16 protein-coding genes are annotated in these 22,274 nt (G+C 58.9%); 6 read left to right on the top strand and 10 right to left on the bottom strand.

Going from position 1 to position 22,274, the window contains the following annotated elements; all coding sequences use genetic code 11:
• Window positions 1-131: 131 nt before the first annotated feature.
• Complete coding sequence (locus ACZK33_RS00090) at window positions 132-1,223, top strand: PA0069 family radical SAM protein (protein WP_021204599.1); 1,092 nt, start codon at window positions 132-134, stop codon at window positions 1,221-1,223.
• 264 nt (window positions 1,224-1,487) lie between these two features.
• On the opposite strand, the gene istB is transcribed toward ACZK33_RS00090, so the two are convergent.
• Window positions 1,488-2,237 carry an IS21-like element helper ATPase IstB gene (gene istB / locus ACZK33_RS00095; RefSeq protein ID WP_013100941.1) on the bottom strand — a complete coding sequence of 250 codons (750 nt, stop codon included), beginning with the start codon at window positions 2,235-2,237 and terminating at the stop codon, window positions 1,488-1,490.
• Window positions 2,125-3,804, bottom strand: coding sequence for an IS21-like element IS1162 family transposase (gene istA, locus ACZK33_RS00100; protein WP_478453375.1), 1,680 nt, complete (start codon window positions 3,802-3,804; stop codon window positions 2,125-2,127). The genes istB and istA overlap by 113 nt, the downstream gene beginning before the upstream one ends.
• 477 nt (window positions 3,805-4,281) lie before the next feature.
• Between istA and ACZK33_RS00105 the strand changes: the two genes are divergently transcribed.
• From ACZK33_RS00105 to ACZK33_RS00125, 5 genes are all read left to right on the top strand, one after another.
• A complete protein-coding gene (locus ACZK33_RS00105; RefSeq protein ID WP_229298499.1) occupies window positions 4,282-4,956 on the top strand; it encodes a hypothetical protein in 675 nt (224 codons plus the stop codon).
• 118 nt (window positions 4,957-5,074) lie between these two features.
• Complete coding sequence (locus tag ACZK33_RS00110) at window positions 5,075-5,548, top strand: NIF family HAD-type phosphatase (RefSeq protein ID WP_021204601.1); 474 nt, start codon at window positions 5,075-5,077, stop codon at window positions 5,546-5,548.
• A 619-nt stretch (window positions 5,549-6,167) separates the two neighbouring features.
• Window positions 6,168-7,469 (top strand): tyrosine-type recombinase/integrase, encoded by a 1,302-nt coding sequence (locus tag ACZK33_RS00115; protein WP_012478638.1) that lies wholly within the window; start codon window positions 6,168-6,170, stop codon window positions 7,467-7,469.
• Window positions 7,470-7,559: 90 nt separating this feature from the next.
• Window positions 7,560-9,401, top strand: coding sequence for a hypothetical protein (locus ACZK33_RS00120; RefSeq protein ID WP_021204602.1), 1,842 nt, complete (start codon window positions 7,560-7,562; stop codon window positions 9,399-9,401).
• Between the two features lie 38 nt (window positions 9,402-9,439).
• A complete protein-coding gene (locus tag ACZK33_RS00125) occupies window positions 9,440-11,512 on the top strand; it encodes a hypothetical protein (protein WP_005414981.1) in 2,073 nt (690 codons plus the stop codon).
• On the opposite strand, the gene ACZK33_RS00130 is transcribed toward ACZK33_RS00125, so the two are convergent.
• The 8 genes from ACZK33_RS00130 to ACZK33_RS00165 form a co-directional block, all read right to left on the bottom strand.
• On the bottom strand, window positions 11,475-11,900 hold the full coding sequence (locus tag ACZK33_RS00130; protein WP_146033496.1) for a hypothetical protein: 426 nt from the start codon (window positions 11,898-11,900) through the stop codon (window positions 11,475-11,477). The genes ACZK33_RS00125 and ACZK33_RS00130 overlap by 38 nt on opposite strands.
• A gap of 244 nt (window positions 11,901-12,144) precedes the next feature.
• Window positions 12,145-13,566, bottom strand: coding sequence for a UvrD-helicase domain-containing protein (locus tag ACZK33_RS00135; RefSeq protein WP_012478642.1), 1,422 nt, complete (start codon window positions 13,564-13,566; stop codon window positions 12,145-12,147).
• A complete protein-coding gene (locus ACZK33_RS00140) occupies window positions 13,556-15,283 on the bottom strand; it encodes an ATP-dependent nuclease (protein ID WP_005414983.1) in 1,728 nt (575 codons plus the stop codon). Before ACZK33_RS00140 ends, ACZK33_RS00135 begins: the two co-directional genes overlap by 11 nt.
• Before the next feature lie 686 nt (window positions 15,284-15,969).
• Window positions 15,970-17,304 (bottom strand): MFS transporter, encoded by a 1,335-nt coding sequence (locus ACZK33_RS00145; protein WP_005414984.1) that lies wholly within the window; start codon window positions 17,302-17,304, stop codon window positions 15,970-15,972.
• A gap of 165 nt (window positions 17,305-17,469) precedes the next feature.
• Entirely contained in the window at window positions 17,470-17,709 is a 240-nt protein-coding gene (locus ACZK33_RS00150) for a hypothetical protein (RefSeq protein ID WP_005414985.1), read from the bottom strand.
• Between the two features lie 39 nt (window positions 17,710-17,748).
• Window positions 17,749-18,387, bottom strand: coding sequence for a hypothetical protein (locus ACZK33_RS00155; RefSeq protein ID WP_046272255.1), 639 nt, complete (start codon window positions 18,385-18,387; stop codon window positions 17,749-17,751).
• 19 nt (window positions 18,388-18,406) lie between these two features.
• Window positions 18,407-19,138, bottom strand: a complete 732-nt coding sequence (locus ACZK33_RS00160; RefSeq protein ID WP_012478644.1) for a HupE/UreJ family protein — start codon at window positions 19,136-19,138, stop codon at window positions 18,407-18,409.
• Window positions 19,135-22,272 carry an efflux RND transporter permease subunit gene (locus ACZK33_RS00165; protein ID WP_012478645.1) on the bottom strand — a complete coding sequence of 1,046 codons (3,138 nt, stop codon included), beginning with the start codon at window positions 22,270-22,272 and terminating at the stop codon, window positions 19,135-19,137. The genes ACZK33_RS00160 and ACZK33_RS00165 overlap by 4 nt, the downstream gene beginning before the upstream one ends.
• Between the last annotated feature and the right edge of the window lie 2 nt (window positions 22,273-22,274).

A 22,274-nucleotide genomic window follows, 5' to 3' on the forward strand; every position in this document is an offset into this window, starting at 1 on the left:
AGCTGTGGATAAGCCTGGGCAGAACCTACTCGCCAAACGACCGTATGGCCTACAGCTAGCTGAATTTCACGGTGTTGCGGCGCCTGTGGTTAGCAATAATACTAACGGCCCGACCTTCCCAAGTTGTCGCCATGGAACAGGATGCTCGAAAGGCCCAAGTTCCCCTCAAAGGCAGAGGGGCCGCATCGCGTGTCCCAAGCCGTTTCGATACCACTGCAACAGTGGGAGTCGACGACGGCTGGGAGTCGGTCTACCAGGAGATGGAAGACGCGCCACCGCTGAGAACTCAGGTGCAGGAAGAGCGAGCGCGCACAGTGATCAGCCACAACTCATCCCCTGACGTTGGCTTTAGCGCGTCGGTCAACCCGTACCGCGGCTGCGAGCATGGCTGTGTTTACTGTTTTGCTCGCCCTTCTCACTCCTACTTGAGCCTTTCACCAGGCTTAGACTTCGAGACGCGCCTGTTTGCAAAGACAAATGCCCCGGAGCGCCTCAGAGCAGAAATTAGCAAGTCGAACTACAAGTGCACCCCGATTGCGTTGGGGATAAACACAGACGGCTATCAGCCGATTGAAAGGAATTACCAAATTACACGCCAATGCCTTGAGGTGCTTGCTGATGCCAAGCATCCGGTGAGCTTCGTCACCAAGAGTGCCTTGATCACCAGGGACGTCGAACTGCTGGCGTCGATGGCCAAGGATCGGTTGGTTACGGTCTACTTCTCGGTCACCACGCTCGACAGGAAGCTATCTGCAAAACTGGAACCACGAGCTGCTGCTCCCCACGCAAGGCTGCGAGCAATGAATCAGCTGCACGAGGCAGGAGTACCGGTAGGGGTTTTGATCGCGCCGGTCATTCCCATGATCACCGACCATGACCTAGAAGCCATCCTTGAGGCTGCTCACGAACACGGCGCTCGGGCAGCAGGCTACGTGCTTCTCAGGCTACCCAACGAGATTAAGGACATTTGGAGAGAATGGCTCGAGCTGCACTATCCGGACCGCGCTGCGCACGTGCTTAGCTTGATGCGACAGATGCATGGTGGAAAGGAGTATGACGCCAGCTTTGGCACCAGGATGTCCGGAACTGGCCCTGTAGCGGACTTGATCCGGAAGCGCTTTGAAAAGAAGCATCGTGAACTCGGTTTCACTAGGCTGCCAGCGCTGGCCACTCATCTTTTTCAACCTCCCCAAGACAAGTCGCCACAGGGGCAACTTTTCTAGCCGAACGGAAAACGAGGCTAGCATCAGTACAAAGCTATGGATGCAGTCCGAGCGGCGCCTACAGGGACAGAGCGTCCTAGGTTTCTGAGTACTGATAGCATCTCCCCGAAAAGGAAATAGCATCTCCTCCGCAGCAAGCTTAGACGGCTTTCCAAACATATTTGGTTATCCTGCGGATTTCGGTGAACGTGACCGCTCATTTCGCTAACAACGTGACCGGTGGCTTCACCCGATTGCGCGGGGTTTAAATTCTAACCGCATCGGTCACGATGCGGCTTCTTCCTCCGTGTTTTTCCTCCGTAGTGACTCGCCTTTCATCACGATTCGGTAGGCGTTGTGTACCAGGCGATCGAGCAAGGCGTCGGCCAGCGTGGGGTCGTTGATCCAGCCGTGCCAGTGCTCGACGGGAAGCTGGCTGGTCAGGATGGTGGAGCGGCTGCCGGCGCGGTCGTCGATCACTTCCAGCAGGTCATGCCGGGCATTTTCCTCCAGCGCCGCCAGGCCCCAGTCGTCCAAAATCAAGACATCGACCTTGGCCAGCTGTTGCAGGGTGCGCCCGAAGCTACCGTCGCCGTGGGCGATGCGCAGTTGCTCCAGCAGGCGCGGGGTGCGCAGGTACAGCGCGCTGTAGCCCTGGCGACAGGCTTGGTGGCCCAGGGCGCAGGCGAACCAGGTCTTGCCGACGCCGGTCGGGCCGGTCAGCAGCAGGTTGTGCCGTTGACGGATCCAGTCACCACTGGCCAGGGTCGCGATCAGGCGCTCGTCCAGCGTGCGGCCACGGCGCCGGTCGAGGTCTTCCAGGCAGGCGCTGGCGTACTTGAGCTTGGCCTGTTTACGCAGCCGCTCCAGGCGCTTGTCGTCGCGCCAGGCCAGCTCGCGGTCGAGCAGCAGGCCGAGGCGCTCATCGAAGCTCAGGCTGTGGCTGGCCGGCAGCGTCCATTGTTCTTCCAGTGCTCGGGCCATGCCGCCCAGCCGCAGTTGGTGCAATTGGCTCAGGGTGTGTTGGGTCATCATCGAACAGCTCCTCTTGGGTGTAGTAATCGGCGCCACGGACGTTCTCGTGACTGCTGGGTTGTGCTGCCGGCGTCGCGGGCTTGGGCAGTGGTTGCTGGTCGAGGCCTTGCTTGAGCAGGTTGCGCACGGTGCGGCCGTTAAGCGCCCGCAGTTGCACGGCGCGGCTGGCCGCCGCCTCCAGGCGCGCGTTACCGTACTGGCGCGCCAGCGAGAGCAGGCCCAGGCAGGCGCGATAGCCCATCTCCGGGTGCGGTTTGTGGGTCAGTTGGTGCTCGACGATCTGCCGGGTTTGCGGGCCGATTCGCTCACCCCAGTCGAGCAGGCGCTGCGGCGTCCACTCGCGGTGCGCCTTGTGCGAGGCCGGCATGTGTTCGCTCTGGGTGCTGTAGGCGCCGCGCCGCTGAAGTCGCAAGTGGCTGGCGACCCGCCGGTTGCCGTGCAGGACTTCCACGGTATGCGCGCTCAGCCGCACATCGACGCTCTGCCGGGCCAGGGCCGAGGGTACGCTGTAGAAGCCGCCGTTCACTTCGATGTGGTAGTCGATGTTGACCTTGCAGCGCTTGAAGGTCACCACCTCGTAGGGATGCTGTGGCAGCGGCCGCAGCACCGGTTGATCGAGCCGCTCGAACCACTCCCGGCGGCAGCCATCGAGCTTCTTGAACGGGCGCTGGTTCAAGTCCTCCAGCAGCTTGGCAATCGCCTGGTTGAGCGCGTGCAGGCTGAAGAACTGCTGGTGGCGCAGCCGCGCCATGATCCAGCGTTCGACGACCTGTACCGCCACCTCGGCCTTGGCTTTATCCTGCGGCTTACGCGGCCGCGCCGGCAGCATCACCGTGTCGTAATGCCGGGCGCACTCCAGCGCGGCGCGGTTCAAGCCCGGCTCGTAGCGGTCGGGATGGGCGATCAGGGCGCGCGGGTTGTCCGGCACCACCATCTCGCTGACCCCGCCAAAATAGCTGAATGCCTGACCCAGCGCGGTCAGCCAGTCCACCTGGGTTTCCCCCGGCGTGGCGCAGGCATAGGTGTAGTTCGAGGCCCCCAGCGCTGCGACGAAGATATGCGCCCGGCTGATCTCGCCGGTGGCCGGGTCGATCACCGGCAGCGTCGGGCCGGCGTAGTCGATGAACAGCTTCTCGCCGGCCCGGTGCTGTTGACGCATCGAGCGTTTGAGGGTGCTGGCGTAGCGGCGGTAGTGCTCGACGAACTGGGTATAGCGGTAGGTCGGCTGCTCGGGATGGGCGGCGACGTACTCCTCCCACAGCAGTTGCAGGGTGACGCCCTTGCGCCGCAATTCGCGGTGGATCGTGATCAGATCCGGCACCACCCGCTCGCCGCGGGTCTGGCGAACCCTGGCAGTGGGCAACAGTGCCGCCGCCAGCGCCACCTCATCCAGCACGGCCAGCGCCGGCCACTCCATCCCGGTTTCAGCGGCTGCGGTGACGTACTTACTGACGACGCCCTTGGACAGCTGCAAGGCCCGGGCGATCTTCTCGTGAGAGAGGCCGCCCTCGAACTTGAGGCGCAGACATTCTTTGATATTACGCATGGCTACTCGCTGCGCCGCCATCCCTCTACTCCCCGAAATCGGGCGAGGGTGACGGTCGCGTCAGGTCATGCGCAACGGGGTGGAAGCGTTTCGCTAAGCCGTGACCGACGATTTCGGTAAGTCGTGACCGCCTGTTTCGGAGCAGGCTGGAAATCGGTCACGTTGATAGCGAAATGAGCGGTCACGCGTTAGCGAAATGTCCGGTCACGATCTACCGAAACAGCCGGTCACGGTGGGCCGAAATACGCAGTTATCCCGCTTCCTCATGAAAAGGACCAGCGTATGCCCAAGCAAGTGAGAGGTTTATCAGTCTACCGAAGCACGATTGAGCGGCTGCCACAGTTTCGCATTCTTAGCGGCCCACTCACAGAACACCAAGCGGCGATGCTGGGATTCGACGACCTTCCGCTCGCAGGCGCTTCCATTGTGCCAAGCGCCGAAGGACCCGCGACGTTATTCAATGCCCGAGGCAAAGAGATCATCCGAAAGGACCTTCCGATGGTCACCAAGTCTCGATCAATCAATACCTCGTGGAAGGACTGGCACGGACACACTCACCACGGTACTCAGACAAGATCCTATGAGACCTATCCCAGGGAATACGTTGCACCACCTGGTGAATTCCTCACTGCTGTAGATACAGACAGTGGTATCGCAATGGCTACTAGGATCATTGACCGGACGGAGCCAGAAGAGAGCATTGCAAACCTCCTCAACATCTACCTGGAATGCTTCCAACACTTCGAAATCGTTGACCCGGACCTCGCGGTGCCGGTCAGGGTCGAGAAGATCAACTGGCGCATTCTCCCTCCGGGGAAGTTCCCGTTCGATAGAGCGATGCAGGTATTGGATAGTTATCTGAAGCAGTTGACCGACAGCGACCGCGCAGTCGCTAAGCAGCGCATCCGGACCATCACTCGTCACGAGCCCGACTTCATGGCAGTCGGATTAGGCGGTTTCAGTGAGTACATCGTTTTTGGGTTCACGGGAAGGAATCGATACGTGTTCGAGAGTCCCGAGTCAGGCAATGCCACTTACATCTTCAGGAACGAGTGGGAGGCGGTGTCTCAGCTCACCAAACGCCAGATCCTTCAAGAGCAGCTGCAGGAGACCAGGATCATCCACACCTCGCGTTGGGCCGTAGAGGTCTCAGAAGCAATCCAACGGAAGTGAAGTGGTTGGGCAAAGTTTCAGAGGGGCGTAGCCCGAACCGGTACCCTGTGACCCACGCCATGGATAGCTACCTACCGATGCGTTTACTCAGGCTTAGAAGCTTAGACAGGAACTCCCAATGAAGCCAACCATCCTGGCACTGGACCTCGAAGGCACGCTCATCTCCAACGCAGTCAGTCAGATTCCTCGCCCTGGGCTTCACCGGTTCCTAGAGGATGTCCGATCGCAGTTCGAGGAACTTGTACTGTTCACTACGGTTCCCGAGGCACTTGCAAGAAGAATTGCCGGACTCCTGGCTAGGGAAGGCAGTGTTCCGGCATGGTTTGTCGAGCTTCGATACATCCACTGGTCTGGAAGGACAAAGGATCTTTCCTATGTCTCCCCCCACGTGGGTGAAGCCCTTCTCTTGGATGACCATGGCCCCTATGTGCATGATGGGCAGGAGAGACTGTGGGTCGAGATCCCGCTGTTCGGCTCCCCGTACTCGTCAGACGATGACGGGTTGCAGATCGCAGCTGAACGCCTGACCGATCGCATCATTGAACTGCAGAGTGCATCCGACCTTGGCCACATGATCGCCGATCATGGCTGAGCAGCGCGTTGTCTCGATGGCTCGTTGAAAGAGCGCGTATGCAGCGGCCGTCCTCTCGCACATTCGGCACAGTTAGGGATCAGCACGCGGGCAGCACTCGAGAAACTCTTTGATAGCGTCGCTCCGGAGAACCCGGAGACGGCCAACCAAAGGTTGCCAGCAATCAAAAGTGGTGCAGTGGCGTTGCGGCAACCTTACCTTTGCCGGCAGCAATTGAATCGGTAGCTCCAGGCGTACCCACTGCCCAGCCAACACGCTTCCCTAAAGAACGCGCAGTAGCAACCGCGGCGTCTCCCGATTGATGATGTCAACTCACTGCCAGCCTTGGGTAGCCATTGACCGCGCGCTACCGATTGCCGCGCCAAGCGGACACCAACATTGGTACTGAAGGAGCAAATCTAGCCTGCGCGACGAACGAACCCACCTCTCTGTTGCGCACTTCCCCCGTACCAGCGAGCAGGTCTTCCTTCACACCGAGCGTACCAGTAGGGTCACGATCACGCGTAAATATATGAATCAATGGAAGTAAAAAGTAGGCATGATTCTCATTTCAGTTGTTAACGTACCGTAAGGCTCACAGCAAAAAAAACTTTCCGTATACCTGATAGCTTTCGGCGCCATGGTCTATGACGTCGAAATATGCACCGCACGTGCAATCGCTTCGGAAGCGACAGGAATCAAGTGTGCGCAAGGCGTACCCTTACCCGAAGGCTTCTGCTTTTTGGTCAGCAGGTCTGATGGAACGATCGTTCAGCCCGCTTTTGAATTCTTTGCAGATGCCCATCTAACGATCGGTCCAAAGCCAAAGCTTGCCTGCAGCAAGAACACAACCGCAGCTATCGCGGCTGACCTCACCGACTTCCATCACTTTCTTGACGCAAGAAAAAAGCTCGTTTCCGACGTAGATGAGGATCTCCTCAGATCCTATGCGGACACCTTGACTGACCTGGACTCTGCGGTGACCTTGGATAAGCTCGCCGCCGCGACTATTCATCGAAGATGGTCGACCGTGACCAAGCTAATCGCATTCTGCGTGAAACGGGGATACCTGAGGAAGGCACCAGCGCTGCTGAGCAAGCAGACGAAGCGAGGAACTGTTCAAGTTCTCGACGTTGGCGTCGACCTTCCCGGGCTGAACGACGCTGACGAACTCATCACTGCGCTCCATCCCGAGACCGTCGTCGGTATTCTTGACGAACTAGGTCCAAACCCTGTGCTCGAGCGAAACGGTCTGGTTGAACTGGCATACGCAACCACGGCGCAGCGATTGATGGCTGAGCTTTGCTATCAAGCAGGACTGAGGCGGGCGGAAGTGTGCGATCTCAAAGCGAAAACCATCCTTCAGGCCCGTACGGAAGGGCGCGATCCTCTCACTGCAGTCGCCATCCCCGTGCTCGGGAAAGGTAACAAGAAGCGCAATGTTCCCGTTCCAGTCTGGCTACTCAACGCGTTGAAGCGCTATGCCAAAGGTGTTCGGCAGCGCCTCGTTGACCTCCGACTGGGATACCACAAGCTCGAGGATCACGGCGTCCTATTCGTCCTCGACGCAAACAACCGCAAGCATGCGGGCAATCCGATAACCCCGCAGATCTTCGACCGGCATTTCGCCCAGGCCAAGGACAGGCTGCTCAAACGGCTCTCCAAAGAGCGTGACCTGGCTCGCTACGAATCCACGCAGCGCGAGCGAATAACCATTCACGCCCTTCGACACACCTTCGCCTTGTACACGTACATGGAGAAGCGCGCAAACGGTGACATGGATGCGATCAAGTATGTTCAGTCGGTACTGGGACACAGTCTCAGGGATACGACTGAGTCCATCTACCTGCGAAGCGCGAACGCATTCGAGAGCGAAACCAGGGAATCGATCAGACTGCACCTTGAAGGTCAACCCTTTATGCGAATCGGCGTCGAGGCCTGACGAGTTGGAGCTCACACGGCTCCACGGCCAGCATACGCACTACTCCTCGCATGTGACCGACTCACCTTATCAAATCAGATTGAACACGGATTGGAGCGTTACGTGGCAGGAAGAAGATCCGCCCAGCTGCGGCACGCCGTAGTAGTTGAGGAAAAGGTAGGCAACACAAAGAAATGGGATGTCCGCGAGAGCGCTGGTCGCCTAGAAGTCGCGTTCAGGCGCGCCGGAGACCTGCGCGACAACATCGTTAATCTCAGCCGGTGGAAGGGCATAGGTGCAGCGGCACCGCTCTTCGCCGAGGCGTTCTGCCGAGCTAACAAGAACAGCAGGGAGACGACTAGATCCTCTTCAGCTAACAACATCGTGAGTGGCCTGGTGCAGTACCTAACCGTAAAAGGGGTAAAGATAAGCGGCCCAGACGACACTCCAATGGATCTCGGCGAGTCCTTTCTAACGTATCTGAAAGGTAGGGATACCACGCACCCGACAGTTCTCTCGGTGGAGACCCAGCGCCACTATTACGGGACCTTCAAGAAGGTCGTTCTTGCGCTGCACGAGATGGATCCACGGTGGAAGGTGATCCGTATTCCGCCAAAGCCGTTCGCAGGACTGCCACGGAAGAGCAAGCCGAAAGAGCTGGACCGTGCGGCTTGGGCCAACGTCATGAAGGCGGCGGTCGAAGAATGCATATCGACAATGGACGAAGTGTGGCCGCTTCTAGATAGGGTTCACAGTGCCCTCGCTCAGAAGAAAAAGGGCGACGCTGTATCGCTAAGCGATCCGGCAGAGGCAATTGCTCAAATATTGGCAAACTTTGACGGTCATCTTCCTCGCCAAGGCGCGGTTCACAAGCTCCCAGGCGTAGGAAAGATCAGCGAAAGCGAGTACTTCCGTCTGAGGAGACTAGCGCACCCGATCGGCGGCGATCTGATCCCATTCTTTCTCGTACTAGCCATGCACTCGGGCTTCAACGAGCAGCCACTTAGAACACTCACCCTGAATGGCATATCGGAGCACTACCCGCTTGGACAAAAGCGAACGGTGATCAAGTCCTCCAAGCGCAGGGCTGGAAGTTCCGCTCAGGGCGCGACACAGCGAGCAGCCTTCCCCGCTAGCGATCACCCGCTAGCGCCTGAAAGATTGATCAGTTTCGTTATTGCTTGGACCAAACGAATCAGAGACTACGCTGCTGGTGAGCTTGCCAATGACTTCTTCCTCCACGCAGTTTCCGAAGGCGGGCGGCACAAGCGCCGAGGAATGCACATCGACTCCTACTCAGCCAGAACCGACGACGTGACCACGCGGGTGACCGGTTACATCACGTTGTTCTGCAAACGAAGGGGGCTTAAGTACTCTGGCTCTCAAGCAAACAGGCTTGCGTTCTCCGAAGCGGTTGATGGGCTGACCGACGGCGACGCCTTCGAGCTCCGAGCAATGCTAGGCCATCGGCTACTGTCAACTGGTCAAGACAGTTACCAGACAACCACGATGCAGCATCGGCAAAAGGAACAGCTGGCAGGAGCCATGACCGCACAGGAGCGCTGGGTGACTTCAAATGGAAAGATCGACACACGCTCCGCCCGAAGTGATCGTGAGCAAACGGCAGCCACGCAGGGCTTCTGCTGTGCAGATCCATTCCAAAGTCCTCAACCAGGGCAGCGCCATGGAAAGCTCTGCACCAGCTATGGTTCCTGTCCTGCATGCCCGCTCGCCGCAGCTGATCCAAACGAAGCCTACGCGCTCGCGCGCTTTCTTCAACTGCAGGAGCTATACGAAGAAGCCAGGGCAGAGCTCGGCAGCGAGATCTGGAGGCGAAAGTTCGAGAATGCCTATCTCGCTCTCCGCGATTCATGGATCCCAGCAGTGAGCACAACTGCGAATCGACAATCAGCGATGATGATCATGCTGACGCCCCTGCCTGGACTTGAATAGTCCGGCTGTACCGCCACTAGCGAATCAATTCTAGAGATATGGCTATGCCCGCAGCAAGAAAGGTCGAAACAGCGCAGGCAGCGACCCTGCATCCTTCCTTCCAAGTTGACTATGACAGTGATGTCTGGACCTTTGCCCAGACCACGGTCGGCCAACAGAAGGAGTTTGTCACAGTTGACTGGGCAATCCCTGTGGCACGCGGAGAGTTGCTCACGGACTACAAGCACAGAGGACTGCTCTCTGAGCTGAAGTGCTACCTCAAGACCGCCATCATTGAGGACACCGTACGTATGACGGTTGGGTCTATCCCTGGCACTTACATGGGCATGAGGGAGCTGGTGAAGTTCATGGGAGAGCGGGAGATCCACTCCCTCTTCGATATCACCACGGCGATGAGCTGGGACTACGTCGAAGGTCTCGAAGAGCAGTACATGACGGCCCGAAGTGATGCCGGTCGAGACAGGGCGTGGACGCATGCGACCGCCTACAAACTCATCCATCCACTTACACAGATCTACGAAATCGCGGACAGCTTGCGCGCCAGAGGCGGACAAGCACCGTGCGAAGCGCCGTTTGACGGAAGAAAGACCTACGACGTCGTGACAGAGCCGCTCGGGCTTGCTCGAACGGGTGGATTGATGCCTGTCCCGGACGAGATCTCGGTACCGATTCTTTCCTACGCATGTGAATGGATTGAGTACGGCTCGGAGGATGTGATCAGACTTCAGGCTGAGGTCATCCCGATGCTGATCGACGCAAGAAGTGCTACGGGACCGAGACGAATCGCCTGCTTTCGTCAGATCAAACGGCACATCGAGGAGTTCCAGATGAGCCCGATCCCAGGGACACTGACACCCTGGCATGAGCCATTGGCCACCATAGATCGGATTGATGACGCTGGTGACGAGCGCGAGATTAGCGGAACTCAGGGCCTGAGACGCCTAATACTAATGACTCAAAGCGCATGCAGTGTCTTGCTGCAGGGATGCACCGGGATTCGAGCTCATGAGCTGATTGGCCTCTCCCTGGACCACGATCCGACGCTACAGCACGGTGTGGTCAAGTCAGTGACGTCGCTAGACGGACTAATGGAGGTGTTCTCCATCTGTGGCATTTCCGCCAAAAGGGAAGCGACTCGCCATGAGTGGACTGCCGGACTGCGCCCGTTGGGCACGAATCACCTGCCGATCGTGCTGAAATCCGTCGAGGTGCTGGTGCGGCTAATGGAGCCTTGGCGAGCACTATCGGGCACTAAGTCACTGATGCTCAGCTTCTCCCACGCCAAGTCCCTTCCATCGGGTCCCGATGGAATCGGCCGAATGACAGCATCCAGAAATTCTCTGCTGCAACGTGAGTTTGCCGTCGAAGCCCTCACGAAGAAGCGTGGCATCGAAACGACGCAAGCTGTTTACGAGGTGAGGTACCTACGCCCGCAGCGATGGAGGATCACCTTTGCGCACTATGTGTTCCGATCCAAGCCGGAACTAATGCCAGCGCTACGGACGCACTTCCGTCACATGAGCGAGCAGATCACGGATCAAGGGTACATTGGAAACGATGCGGCTCTGCTCGAGAACTTGGAAGGAGAGAGAGTCATGGAGACCTCTCGGTTCCTAGTTCAAATCACCCTCGGCAGGCCGATCGGAGGTGGACCGGCGCAGCGTCTTCTCATGCAGCATGCCGAATCAATGACCGAGGCACTGTCCAAGATGGACGGAGAGACGCCGATCGATAAGGCCGTGGCATACGTGAAACTCACCGACCTGCGGATATGGACAGGGACCTACGCAAGTTGCCTGATTGATATGTTGCCTGACCGTTCCAGCTGCAACCCACAAGCAAGCCTCCTCACTGTCCGCGCCTCGCCGAACTTCGGCCTACGGTCGCCCGGCCTGTGCGCGGGGTGCAAGTGCTGCATCATCCTGCCAGAGCATAAGGACTTTTGGGAGGATCGCCTCCTGAAAAATCAGGCCATTGTCCAGATGGAGCGGACCAACTCTAGGGATCAGTATTCCAAGATTGCTATGAGCCGTGTTGTTCAGAGTCGAGCAGTGCTGAGGATGATATCCAACGCTACCGGGGACGCTTCCGATCGTTCCGGCGAAAGTTGACGACATTTGCTCCATCGTCTCTCTTGGTACTCTGCTTCTGAAGCCGGGACACTGCGAGTTGGAGAGATGCGTTGTGGATGTTGGTCTTGTAAAGCAGAGCCTTCAACCTTGCGTTCTCAGCCTTAACCCTGGCGAGCTCTTCAGCTACTGAGCCTCGCCTCTCCTCCTCAGCCAGCTCCTGAATTCTAAGCCAGACGTGCCCAAGTCGAGCGTGCCTTGATCCAAAGCTCCCTCTATTTACTCCTGCCTCTGCCGCGACCGCGGTAGGCGTGATGATCCGATGACCTGCGGCCATCTTTGCCTTCAGCAGTTCATTGGTCGGGCGTCGCTTCACCAGGCGGTCAAGAGCGGCCAATGCCTTATCCTCTACTGAGTTGGGTCTGCTCATTCTGCTGTCCGCTGACGCATCATTGGTAAGCAGATAGCCTACGCCACCTTCGCCGCCCAATCATCTAGGTGGGACAAGGAGAACCTTGAAATCAATCCTGATGCAGTCGCTGCCCGGCGAGACCCACGTTCTTCAGACCCAGATGTTCAGCAACGACTTTGGGACAAGGTCCATTGTGACCATTGCAATGATGAAGCGCCGCAAAGCTTCGTGCCTGATAGGGCGCAGAATGGTTAGGTTGAGGCTATGGGGTCGGGGTCAGCGTTGGGGTACTGGAGCAGATCACCAGCCCTTTCGCACCACGCGTGAGGGCTACATAGAGGTTCTGCACGCTCATGCTCTCCGGATAGAGGACCACGGCAATGTCTGCCTCGAGACCTTTCAGAAGGAGAGTGCTGCCGACTGCTCTGCGCGCAATGGGGCGGCTGAGGTGACGATTTCGCTCGCGGGCATGAAGTGCGGCTCCTAATAGATCTTGCTCTCCGTTGATAACGCTTCGCATGGCTGATCGACAGCAGTGCAGAATCTCGGGCCGATAGACCCGAGTGCCTGTCTGTTCGGCCAAAGCGTCCACCAGCCGCAAGGCGCGCGTCATGGTCCGCTCGGACTCAAAGGCGACTGCCTCAGCTTCTACAGGAGTTGGAGGTGTCCTGGCTCTCCCTCTACGAATGGTACCGACACGCGTCACTAGATTCGCCGTGCCGACGCCCGTCATCATGAGAGCGGAGAAGGTGGCCAAGTCTTGCAGCGCACTAGGAGCCTGAAGATTGAATTGCCTGGCGAAGTTGACGAGGTCTCGCATGTCCACGGCTTCTACCGCCATTGCCCCAGGCGTTTGGCTGGTGAGTTGGTGGCGGCCTTGAACATTCATGGACTCGCCAATTACCAGAACCGTTCCTTGGCTACCAGGCGCATTGGTCCGTGCCGCAGTCAATCTTTGCTGCACTTCACTACCGGCAACCAGCTGGATCCAACGAACGGATGACGGAGCCGTAGTTAGATCAATGGGTAAGCCGGCCGTAAGAGCATGCCTTTGGGATAGCAGCCACTGGCCCAGCTCTTCATTACCTGCAATTTGCCAGCGCCAAGGGGTTCGAAGGCTACCCGCTGCTGGGAAGGACGATTGAACGTCTTGTTCCCAGTGAACCAGCCGATTTCCGCCAAATCCGAAGATGGCCTGCAGAGGGTCACCGAGGACGCACGTGGGCAAAAGCGCAGCGAGGGTGGACACGATGGAGTGCTGAACGGTGCTGCAATCCTGATACTCGTCAACCAAAAGCCGGGCGTAAGTGGCTGCGATGGGTGCAGCGATATGCCCCGAGTCCAAGAGTTGCCGGAATGATTCACGGATCGCGGGGTAGTCGCTACCCGCGTTGTTGAGCTCCAAGAGTTGGGGATGATGGCCACTGCGCGCCGGGAACTTGGCGATGAGACGCATAGCGAATCCATCAATCGTCGACAGCCGATAGGCAGAGCTGGGCACCCCCGCGCGTTTCAAGCGTGTCCTCAACGCGGTGACGCCAGCATTTGTGTGAGTCAGAACAAGGATCGGTCTGTTCCCAGAGTGGGATGCCAGCGCCTCGGCAATCAGCTGGGTTTTGCCGCATCCTGCTGGGGCGGTGATCGATCCGCGTTGGATAGCTAGCAGATCGATTTCAGGCAGCACGGGTAAAGGCCCAGAGTTGGTCTACTACTGCCTTGAAGCTAGCGTCCGCGTTTGCGTAGCCCCGAGAGACGATATCCAGGACGATTGACTGGTAAGTCGTAAGCGACTTGAACCAGCTATTCTTTTTGATACGGGAGACTTCGCCAAGCAGTACGCGAATATCAGGCGGATAGGGTGAATTCGGCCTCAGCGCTTCGATGGACGCCAAAGTTGTTAGACCGTTCGATTTGGCAACCAGCTGTTGGTTCATAAGATCTTCGCCAACACGCTCTTTAGCCTTCAGGAGCAGGGCATCAATCGATGTGTCAGGAAGGCAGAGGAACAGCTCGTCCTCCAACGTCATTCCTGCCCGCCAAGTCACGAGGCTGCCGCCTGATTGAAGATATGCTTCTGCAACACCTGGAGCGGCAGGTTTGTCAGCGTCTATGAAGACGAGGACTCGGTAACCCAGATCCATAAGCGCAGTCGCTCGGGCAAAAGCGTTGTCCGGAGTGCCTCCGCCTGCATTGACGTATGCACCACCTAAAGCCAAGAAAGAGGATTCTTTGCTGGCTACCCCCCATAGATCGAGGCCACGCACAAACCCTACCTCGCTTGCTCCCTCGCACACAATCACAGACTTCGCCAGAAAGGCCTCCGGGTCAGTGCGCAGCGTGCTTTGAATCTCGTCGGTCGAGCCAGCGGAAATGACGACATGGCCAGCCGGTCGTGGCCGAACTACAAGCAGCTGCTCACCTGAAAGCTCACGAAGTGCCACAGGGGAGTGTGTTGTGAGAAACGCTTGGAGAGGCGGCGGCGTCTCCTTGGCTCCCAAGGAATCCAGCAGCCGCATGAGCCGATGGGGCTCTAACCCATATTCCACCTCATCCACCAAGGCAATCGGCGCTGACTCCGCCGCGGCCCGTTGAAGTCCCGTCACCAAGAGTCGAGAAGAACCCGTACCAAGGGACCGAAGGGGGATGCCTGCCTCGCTGTGAAGCGCGATGGCGCCTTCGCCGATGGAGACGGAGTGCGAGTCGAGTAAGGCCTGCGGCATCGATCCGACGTCAACTCCAAGGCTCTGGGCAGTTGTCCGGACGATTCCGAGTGTCTGACTCAGGTGGGGCGATGCTTGAGCGCCAAAGTTGGCGCGCGCCTGACGCGCTGCTAGAGCGAGCTGGGCTCCCAATTCTGCGCGCTCGTCTGTTAGCCGGTTGAGCACCGACCCGCGGCTCCAAGATAAGTTGGAGCTTGTAAAGCTGCCGATGCGTGCCGGAGCTAACACGATGCGTTCTTTCCAAGGCAGGCTTCGTTCCAAGCCTTGTTGAAGCGACCTATCGGAGATCAGCGTCCAGCTGGGCTCAAGGTCCGCCCCGACTTGAAGCAGCAGCGTAAGCACTGTCTCCAACCCCGCGGCGGGTTCGTCTTCTAGGGTGTCAAATACCGAATCGAATCCTCGCAAGAAGTCGCCATAGACATCAATGTCCATCAGCGATGCCGGCAGTTCCCCGAATGTCACGGCAATACGAATGGGCTCTGAGACATCGAGGTCAAAAAAGTCCATGTCGCCGAAGGAAATGCTTCGTCGAGCACCCAAGCACAGGTCGATGGCATCGAGGATGGTGGACTTGCCACTATCGCCAGGACCGATCAAACAGTTGATGCCCGGGGCGGGCGACCAGTCGAGCGCCTTGATGGATCGAAAGTTCCGAATGGCCAAATGGCGAATTCGAGGCATGGGGCGTCCTGTAAGAGGCTTGGTCAACGGTCCGTGTAGGACGCAGACTGACACCAACTCCTACTACGCCCCTGAGGCAATCCTAGCCCTAAAGCGTTCTGCCAGTCATTGGCTCATTGGTGGAACTTGGCGCCACGCCGAGCTGCTTCGCGAACTTCCCTAACCTGTAACGCGGCAACACTGAGAGAGCGGTTCCAGGTCGCTTCTTCCGTGGTCACCTGCCCGCTTGCAGGCGACGGAGGTCCGTTCATCGCCAACAGCGGACTTCCCTGAGCGAAGGAAATTGGTTCGCGAAGCTGAATAGGCTTAAGCTGGTGTCCGCCCGGCGCGCGGCGGTGCTAGGATTCGGCCATGGACATCGGTCGGACAACCTTAACCGTCGGCGTCGCCATAGTCGCGGTTTCTTGCGGCGGGTCCCAGGGGCGCTGGACTGCCTTTGTCTATCCGCCCGGCGCGTCCACTCAGGAAGTCCGTCACGCTGTTTATGGCGATTACGACACCTTCGAGCATTGCCAGGCGGCTGCAATAGCCGCCCTGAGAAATAGCCCTCCACTGCCAGGGGCGCAGGAAGTGGGATCTTACGAATGTGGGCGCGCGTGTCGATATGACGTCGACATGGACTTGTACGTCTGCGACCAAACTCGCAAGTAGGTAGCTCCGTGCTCGCCGCCCGCCTGGCGCCTTGGTCAGCCTGGCCAGCGTGTGTGAAGTTGATCGATGACAAACCGGTGACGGTGCGTGCCATCCACGTCTCGGTGTGCCAAGAGGTGCGGGTCGTCCTCAGCAAGATGTTCGTGCTTATGCGCTATCTCCTCTGGATCGTGCGCCGGCCATCTGCGCCACGCGGCGACCAAACCGAGTGTGGCCAGAATCCCCAAGGCGGCCAAGGCAACATGCAAGCCGTAGCGCGCACCAACCCACCCGGCGAGTGGATAGGCGATCAACCAGCAAACATGCGATAGGGAAAATTGGGCAGCGAAGAGGAATGGTAGATCGGCGGACTCAGCCGAACGCCGCAGCAGCCGCCCGCCGGGGGTAACCAAGCCGGCATACGCCATGCCCAGCAGCGTCCAGGCCGGAATGACCGCCGTCCACCCGGGATGTCCCTTCAGGGCAAACCAGACGCCAAGGAAGGTAACCAGGACAACTGACATGAACAGTCCTGCAGCCAACATTACTGTCCGGTCCGAAATGCGGTCGAGAACCTTCGGAAGAAGAAGTGCGACCAGCATGGACCCGCCTCCGAAGGCCGCCAGCGCCCATGCAACCTGCTCCTCCGCCCCGCCCAGAACGGTGCGGACCATAACCACCGTATTGACGAACACCATCGCGCCGCCGGCTGCGGCGCAGAGGTTCAACGCGAGCAGGCCCTGCAATCGCGGTGTGCGGAGGTAGATTCGCATTCCACGGATGGCTCGGGCATAGGGACCGTCCTTGGAAGAGACCGCAGCGAGGGCCGGGAAGGTGGTGGACGCGACGAGCAGCGCCGAGAGGATGAAACCTACCGAGGTACCAGCGAACAGCCCGTGGAAGCTAATGATCGTCAGCAGTGCGGCAGCAAGCGCCGGGCTCAGCAGGCTTTCAAGGTCATATGCCAATCGGGAAAGTGAGAGCGCACGGGTGTAATCACGCTCTTCTTGAAGAATTTCGGGGATGGTGGATTGAAACAGCGGCGTGAAACATGCCGATGCCGACTGCAGCACAGCGATGAGGACATACACCTGCCAGATCTCGGTGACGAAGGGCAGGCAGACCGCCACAACCGCACGAACCAGATCGAGTGCGATCAGCACCCGCTTGCGCAGCCGTGCAGGGACCAACGCTCCTGAAACGGGCGCCAAGGTCACGTACACGACCATCTTGATCGCCAGCGCGGTGCCCAACACCGCTCCGGCCTGGCTGCCAGCGAGGTCGTAGGCCAGGAGGGCAAGGGCGACAGTCGCCAAGCCGGTTCCGACCAGGGCGACTATCTGGGCACCAAACAGGCGCCGAAACGCCGGGTGACTCAGTACTTCGAGCATGGGATTGTCCTGGTAGCAACGTTCTGACGGCACCAACCCGTGTGCGCCCTTTTGCCCGGATTCAGGGCAGAGGCGGCAGACAGGCGGAGTGTACGCCCACCACTGTTCGGGTCGAGGTGACGACCCCGCCGGAATGGCAGGGTCGTTGGCTAAATCCGAGTGGATTTACTTCTTCTTCGGAGCTGCCTGTGCGTCGCAACGTTCCTTCAGCGCCTTGGTCTGGGCATCCTTGAGGTCCACCTTGTACTTCGAACGGTCGGCAAGCTGTTCGCAAGTCGTCGGCTTGGCCTTGGGAGCAGCCGGGGGAGCCGGATCGGCATGGAGGGCAGGATCATGAGCGGATGCCGTGGTGAAAAGGGACATGCTGAAAAGCAGGCCGGCAATTACTGCGCTATGAGTTTTCATGTTGTTTCTCCTCGGGTTGGGTCGGCGAAGTGCCGGGTGTTACGGCTGATAGATGTCGGCTTGGTAGCCCACAAGTTCGATGCTCACGGTCACCGGCGTGTCGCTTCGGTTCTGCCAGTACCACCCATGAGTTCCTTCAAATGGCGCGACGAAGGTGCCGTGCGCCTCCCGCTGCGCAGCTTCGACGGCGTAGCTGGTCCATGCACCCTTCACGTCGGGCCGCTCACCATGCATATCGACTGCTACATCACCGGTCGCCTTCCAGCTGAACAGCATTCCCGCGCCAGCAGCCATGTGGGATTTGACCTCTTTGCCTTTCCCCGGCTCCAGCGTGATCGTCATCGCGTCCTGGCGAAGCTCACCGTTGGTGAGCGATACCGCGGCTGGATCAAGCGATTGCCCCTTGTTCGCCCCGAACGCAGCCGCAGCCTTTTCCGCCAAGGTGGTCGCTGCGTCCGATGCTGTCGAGGACGTCGGCGTAGCCGGGTCTGCGGCGGTGCTTCCGCCGTCTGCCAGGGCAGTCAGGCCCAGCGCTCGGCCGATCCCGGTGGGATCAATGCCGTACTCCGCCGGCAGAACGGCCGTAACGAGAAGCGCGCCGGCAATGGCGGCAGCGACAAGGGTCGACTTCAGCAGGCGGCCAGTCGTGGGAAGTGGTTGATTGATAGTGATTGACATGATGGGTCTCGGTCAGAAATCAGGAAGCGAAGTAGCCGGTGAGCTGCATGCCGATGAGCACGAAGCCGGCCGTCATCAAGATGGTGTTCACGCCGTAGGCCTGGCGGTTGAAGGAAGGCAGCCGACGCCAGAAGCCCATCACGATCAAGATGCCGGCAAGCGCCAGAAGTTGGCCGAGCTCAACGCCCACGTTGAACGCAAGCATGTTGGGGACCAGCCCGTCCGGCGATAGCGAGAAGTCCTGAAGCTTCGTGGCCAGGCCGAAGCCGTGGAAGAAGCCGAAGACAAGGACTGCAATCTTGGTGTTGGGTTGCACGCCGAACCACCGCTTGAACGCGCCCATGTTGTCCAAGGCCTTGTAGACCACCGAGAGACCGATGATCGCGTCGACCAGATAGGCGTCGACATGAAAGCCGCCGAGCACGCCGAGCAGCAGCGTCGTGCTGTGGCCAATGGCGAACAAGGTGACGTAGATGCTCACGTCCCGCATGCGGTATAGGAAGAAGATCACCCCGAACAGAAATAGAAGGTGGTCGTATCCAGTCACCATGTGCTTGGCGCCAAGGTAGGTAAACGCGATCAGTTGCCTACCGGTGCTTTCTTCAAGGAAGGCCTGGTCTCCCTCGCTTACACCGTGCGCGAACGCCGCAAACGGCAGGAGGACTGCGGCAAGCATCGAAAGCCAAGCAAAGAGCTTGTTGGAAGAAGTCAAAGACAAGTTCCTTGTGCAGAAAGGGGACGGGTGGTTCATGAGGAGCGACTTTCCAGAACAGAATCTTCGCGGTGAACCAATCGATACAGCGCCGGCAGCACGAGAAGTGTCAGCAGCGTTGAAGAGATGATTCCGCCGATAACAACAGTGGCGAGCGGACGCTGAACTTCCGCGCCAGCACCGACGTTCAGGGCCATAGGAAGGAAGCCCAGACTCGCCACCAAGGCCGTCATCAGGACTGGCCGGAGGCGGGTAAGAGCACCTTCGGTGACAGCCTTGTGCAGGGGGACGCCTTCTTCCCGCAGGTTCTTGATGAAGCTGATCATTACCAGGCCATTGAGCACGGCAACGCCCGAAAGAGCGATGAAGCCCACACCTGCGGAGATGGACATGGGAATGTCGCGCAGCCACAGCGCCACCACGCCCCCGGTCAGTGCAAGCGGCACGCCACTGAATACGATCGCAGCGTCCTTCCCTGAGCCGAATGCCATGAACAACAATCCGAAGATCATCACCAGAACCACTGGCACGACGACGGACAGCCGCTTGCTTGCCGAGATCAACTGCTCAAACGTGCCGCCGTACTCGATCCAGTACCCTTCCGGCAGCTGGACCTCCTGTCCGACCTTGGTGCGCAACTCCTCGACAAAGGACCCTAAGTCGCGCCCGCGCACATTGCTTGTGATCACCACCCTGCGTTTACCATTCTCACGGCTGATCTGGTTCGGACCAGGCGCGATCTCGACCTTGGCCAACTGGCCCAGCGGCACGAAGCTGCGCTCTTGGCCTGTGCTCACCCCGGGCGCGACGGCCACAGGTAGTGACGCCAGTGTCCGGACGTCCTGGCGAAGGTTCTCCGACAGACGAACCACGATATCGAAGCGCCGATCGCCTTCGAACACCTGGCCGACCGATTCACCTCCCAGCGCCACCGAGATGGTCTTCTGCACGTCGTCAATGGCTACGCCGTATCGTGCAAGTGCATCCAGGTCCGGCGTGATCGTCATCAATGGCAGACCGGTGATCTGCTCAAGTTTCACGTCGGCCGCTCCCTGGATCTCACTGGCAACGTTCTCTACCTGGCTGCCGATGGTTGCCAGTTGCTCCAGGTCGTCGCCGTACAGCTTGACAGCAACCTCAGCCCGAACGCCCGCAATGAGCTCGTTCATCCGCATCTGCACCGGCTGGGTGAACTCATAGTTGTTGCCAGGAATGGCGCGAACCACTTTCTCGAGCTCGGCAACAAGCTGTGCCTTCGGCTTGCGCGGATCAGGCCATTGGTCCCGATCTTTGAGCATGATGAAGGTGTCGGCTACGGAGGGGGGCATGGGATCGGTGGCCACCTCGGCAGTGCCGATCTTTGCGACGACTTCATCTACCTCGGGGAACTGTTTGATCGCCGCTTCCAGCTGACGTTGCATGCCGATCGCCTGGGTCAAGCTGGTCCCTGGAATTCGAAGCGCATGCAAGGCGATATCGCCCTCATCCAGGTTCGGAATGAACTCGGTGCCGAGGCGACTTGCAAGCAGGCCCGCCAGGACGGTGAGCACCGCAGCAGAGGCCACCACTACCTTGCGTGCATTGACGGCACGCTCAAGCATCGGGCCATACACGTTGGTGACTCGGCGCATGGCTTTGGTTTCCTTCTCCGAAACCTTTCCCGTTACGAACTGAGCCACAGCGGCAGGCACGAATGTCAAGGACAGTGCCATGGCACCGGTAAGCGCGATGACCACGGTAAGCGCCATCGGGTGGAACATCTTCCCTTCCACGCCGGAGAGGGCAAAGATCGGGATGTAGACCGCCGCGATGATGAAAAGGCCGAACAGGCTTGGCTTGATCACCTCTGCACTGGCACTTGCCGCCAAGGAAAATCGTTCTTCCCGAGTCAACAAACGGCCCTGAAGGTGTTGCCGCTCGCCAAAGCGACGCAGGCAGTTCTCTACGATGATGACTGCCCCATCGACGATCAAGCCAAAATCCAGTGCGCCCAGGCTCATCAGATTCGCAGAGACGCGATTCTGGACCATGCCTGTGATCGTCAGCAGCATCGTCAATGGAATGACCGCCGCAGTGATCAGTGCCGCACGAAGATTGCCCAAAAGCAGGAAGAGCACCGCGATGACGAGCAAGGCGCCTTCGAGGAGGTTCTTCTTCACCGTCTCGATGGTCCGATCCACCAGTTCGGTTCTGTCATACACAGGATGCGCCCGAACGCCGTCAGGCAGCGTAGCGTCGATGTCCTTGAGCTTGGCCGCGGTTCGCTGAGCCACGTCCCGGCTGTTTTCGCCGATGAGCATGAACGCCGTACCAAGGACCACTTCGTTGCCATCCTTGGTTGCCGCGCCTGTACGAAGTTCGGTGCCTTCTACAACTTCTGCCAGATCGCCAACACGCAATGGCATGCCATCACGGTTAGCCACTACGATCTTGCGCAAACCCGCCATGTCGGCCACTTGGCCCGGCACGCGGACCAAGTACTGCTCACCGCTTTTCTCGATGTAGCCGGCACCCACGTTAGTGTTGCTGCGGGCCACGGCTTCGAGCACATCCTGCAGCGTCAGTCCGTATGCTTGGAGCTTCTTCGGGTCCGGCGTGATGTGAAACTGGCGAACATAGCCTCCGACGGTGTTGACCTCGGTTACGCCTTTCAAGTGGCGCATCTGCGGTCGGATCACCCAGTCCTGCAGCGTACGAAGCGCCATTGGTGTCCACGTCTCTTCAGCACCGGACTCCGCTTCCACGGTGTACATGAAGATCTCACCCAGGCCCGTCGCTACCGGTCCAAGGCTTGGCTTTAGTCCCACGGGCAATTGGGATCCCGCTTGCTGAAGTCTCTCTGCGACCTGCTGACGGGCGAAGTAGATATCTGTGCCATCTTCAAACACGACCGTGACCTGAGACAGGCCGTAGCGTGAGATGGAACGGGTGTATTCCAGCTTTGCCAACCCGGCCAACGCTGTTTCGACCGGGAAGGTGACCCGTTGCTCGGCCTCCAGCGGTGAGTAGCCCGGAGCTTCGGTGTTGATCTGCACCTGGACATTGGTAATGTCAGGAACGGCGTCGATGGGAAGCTTGCTGTAGTTCCAGATCCCAAGGCCTGAGAGGGCCAGGACCAGAAGGAGCACAAGCCATCTGTGCGCGATAGACGCGCGAATGATTCGCTCTAGCATGG

The organism is Stenotrophomonas sp. 86156_Sma (assembly GCF_056481625.1).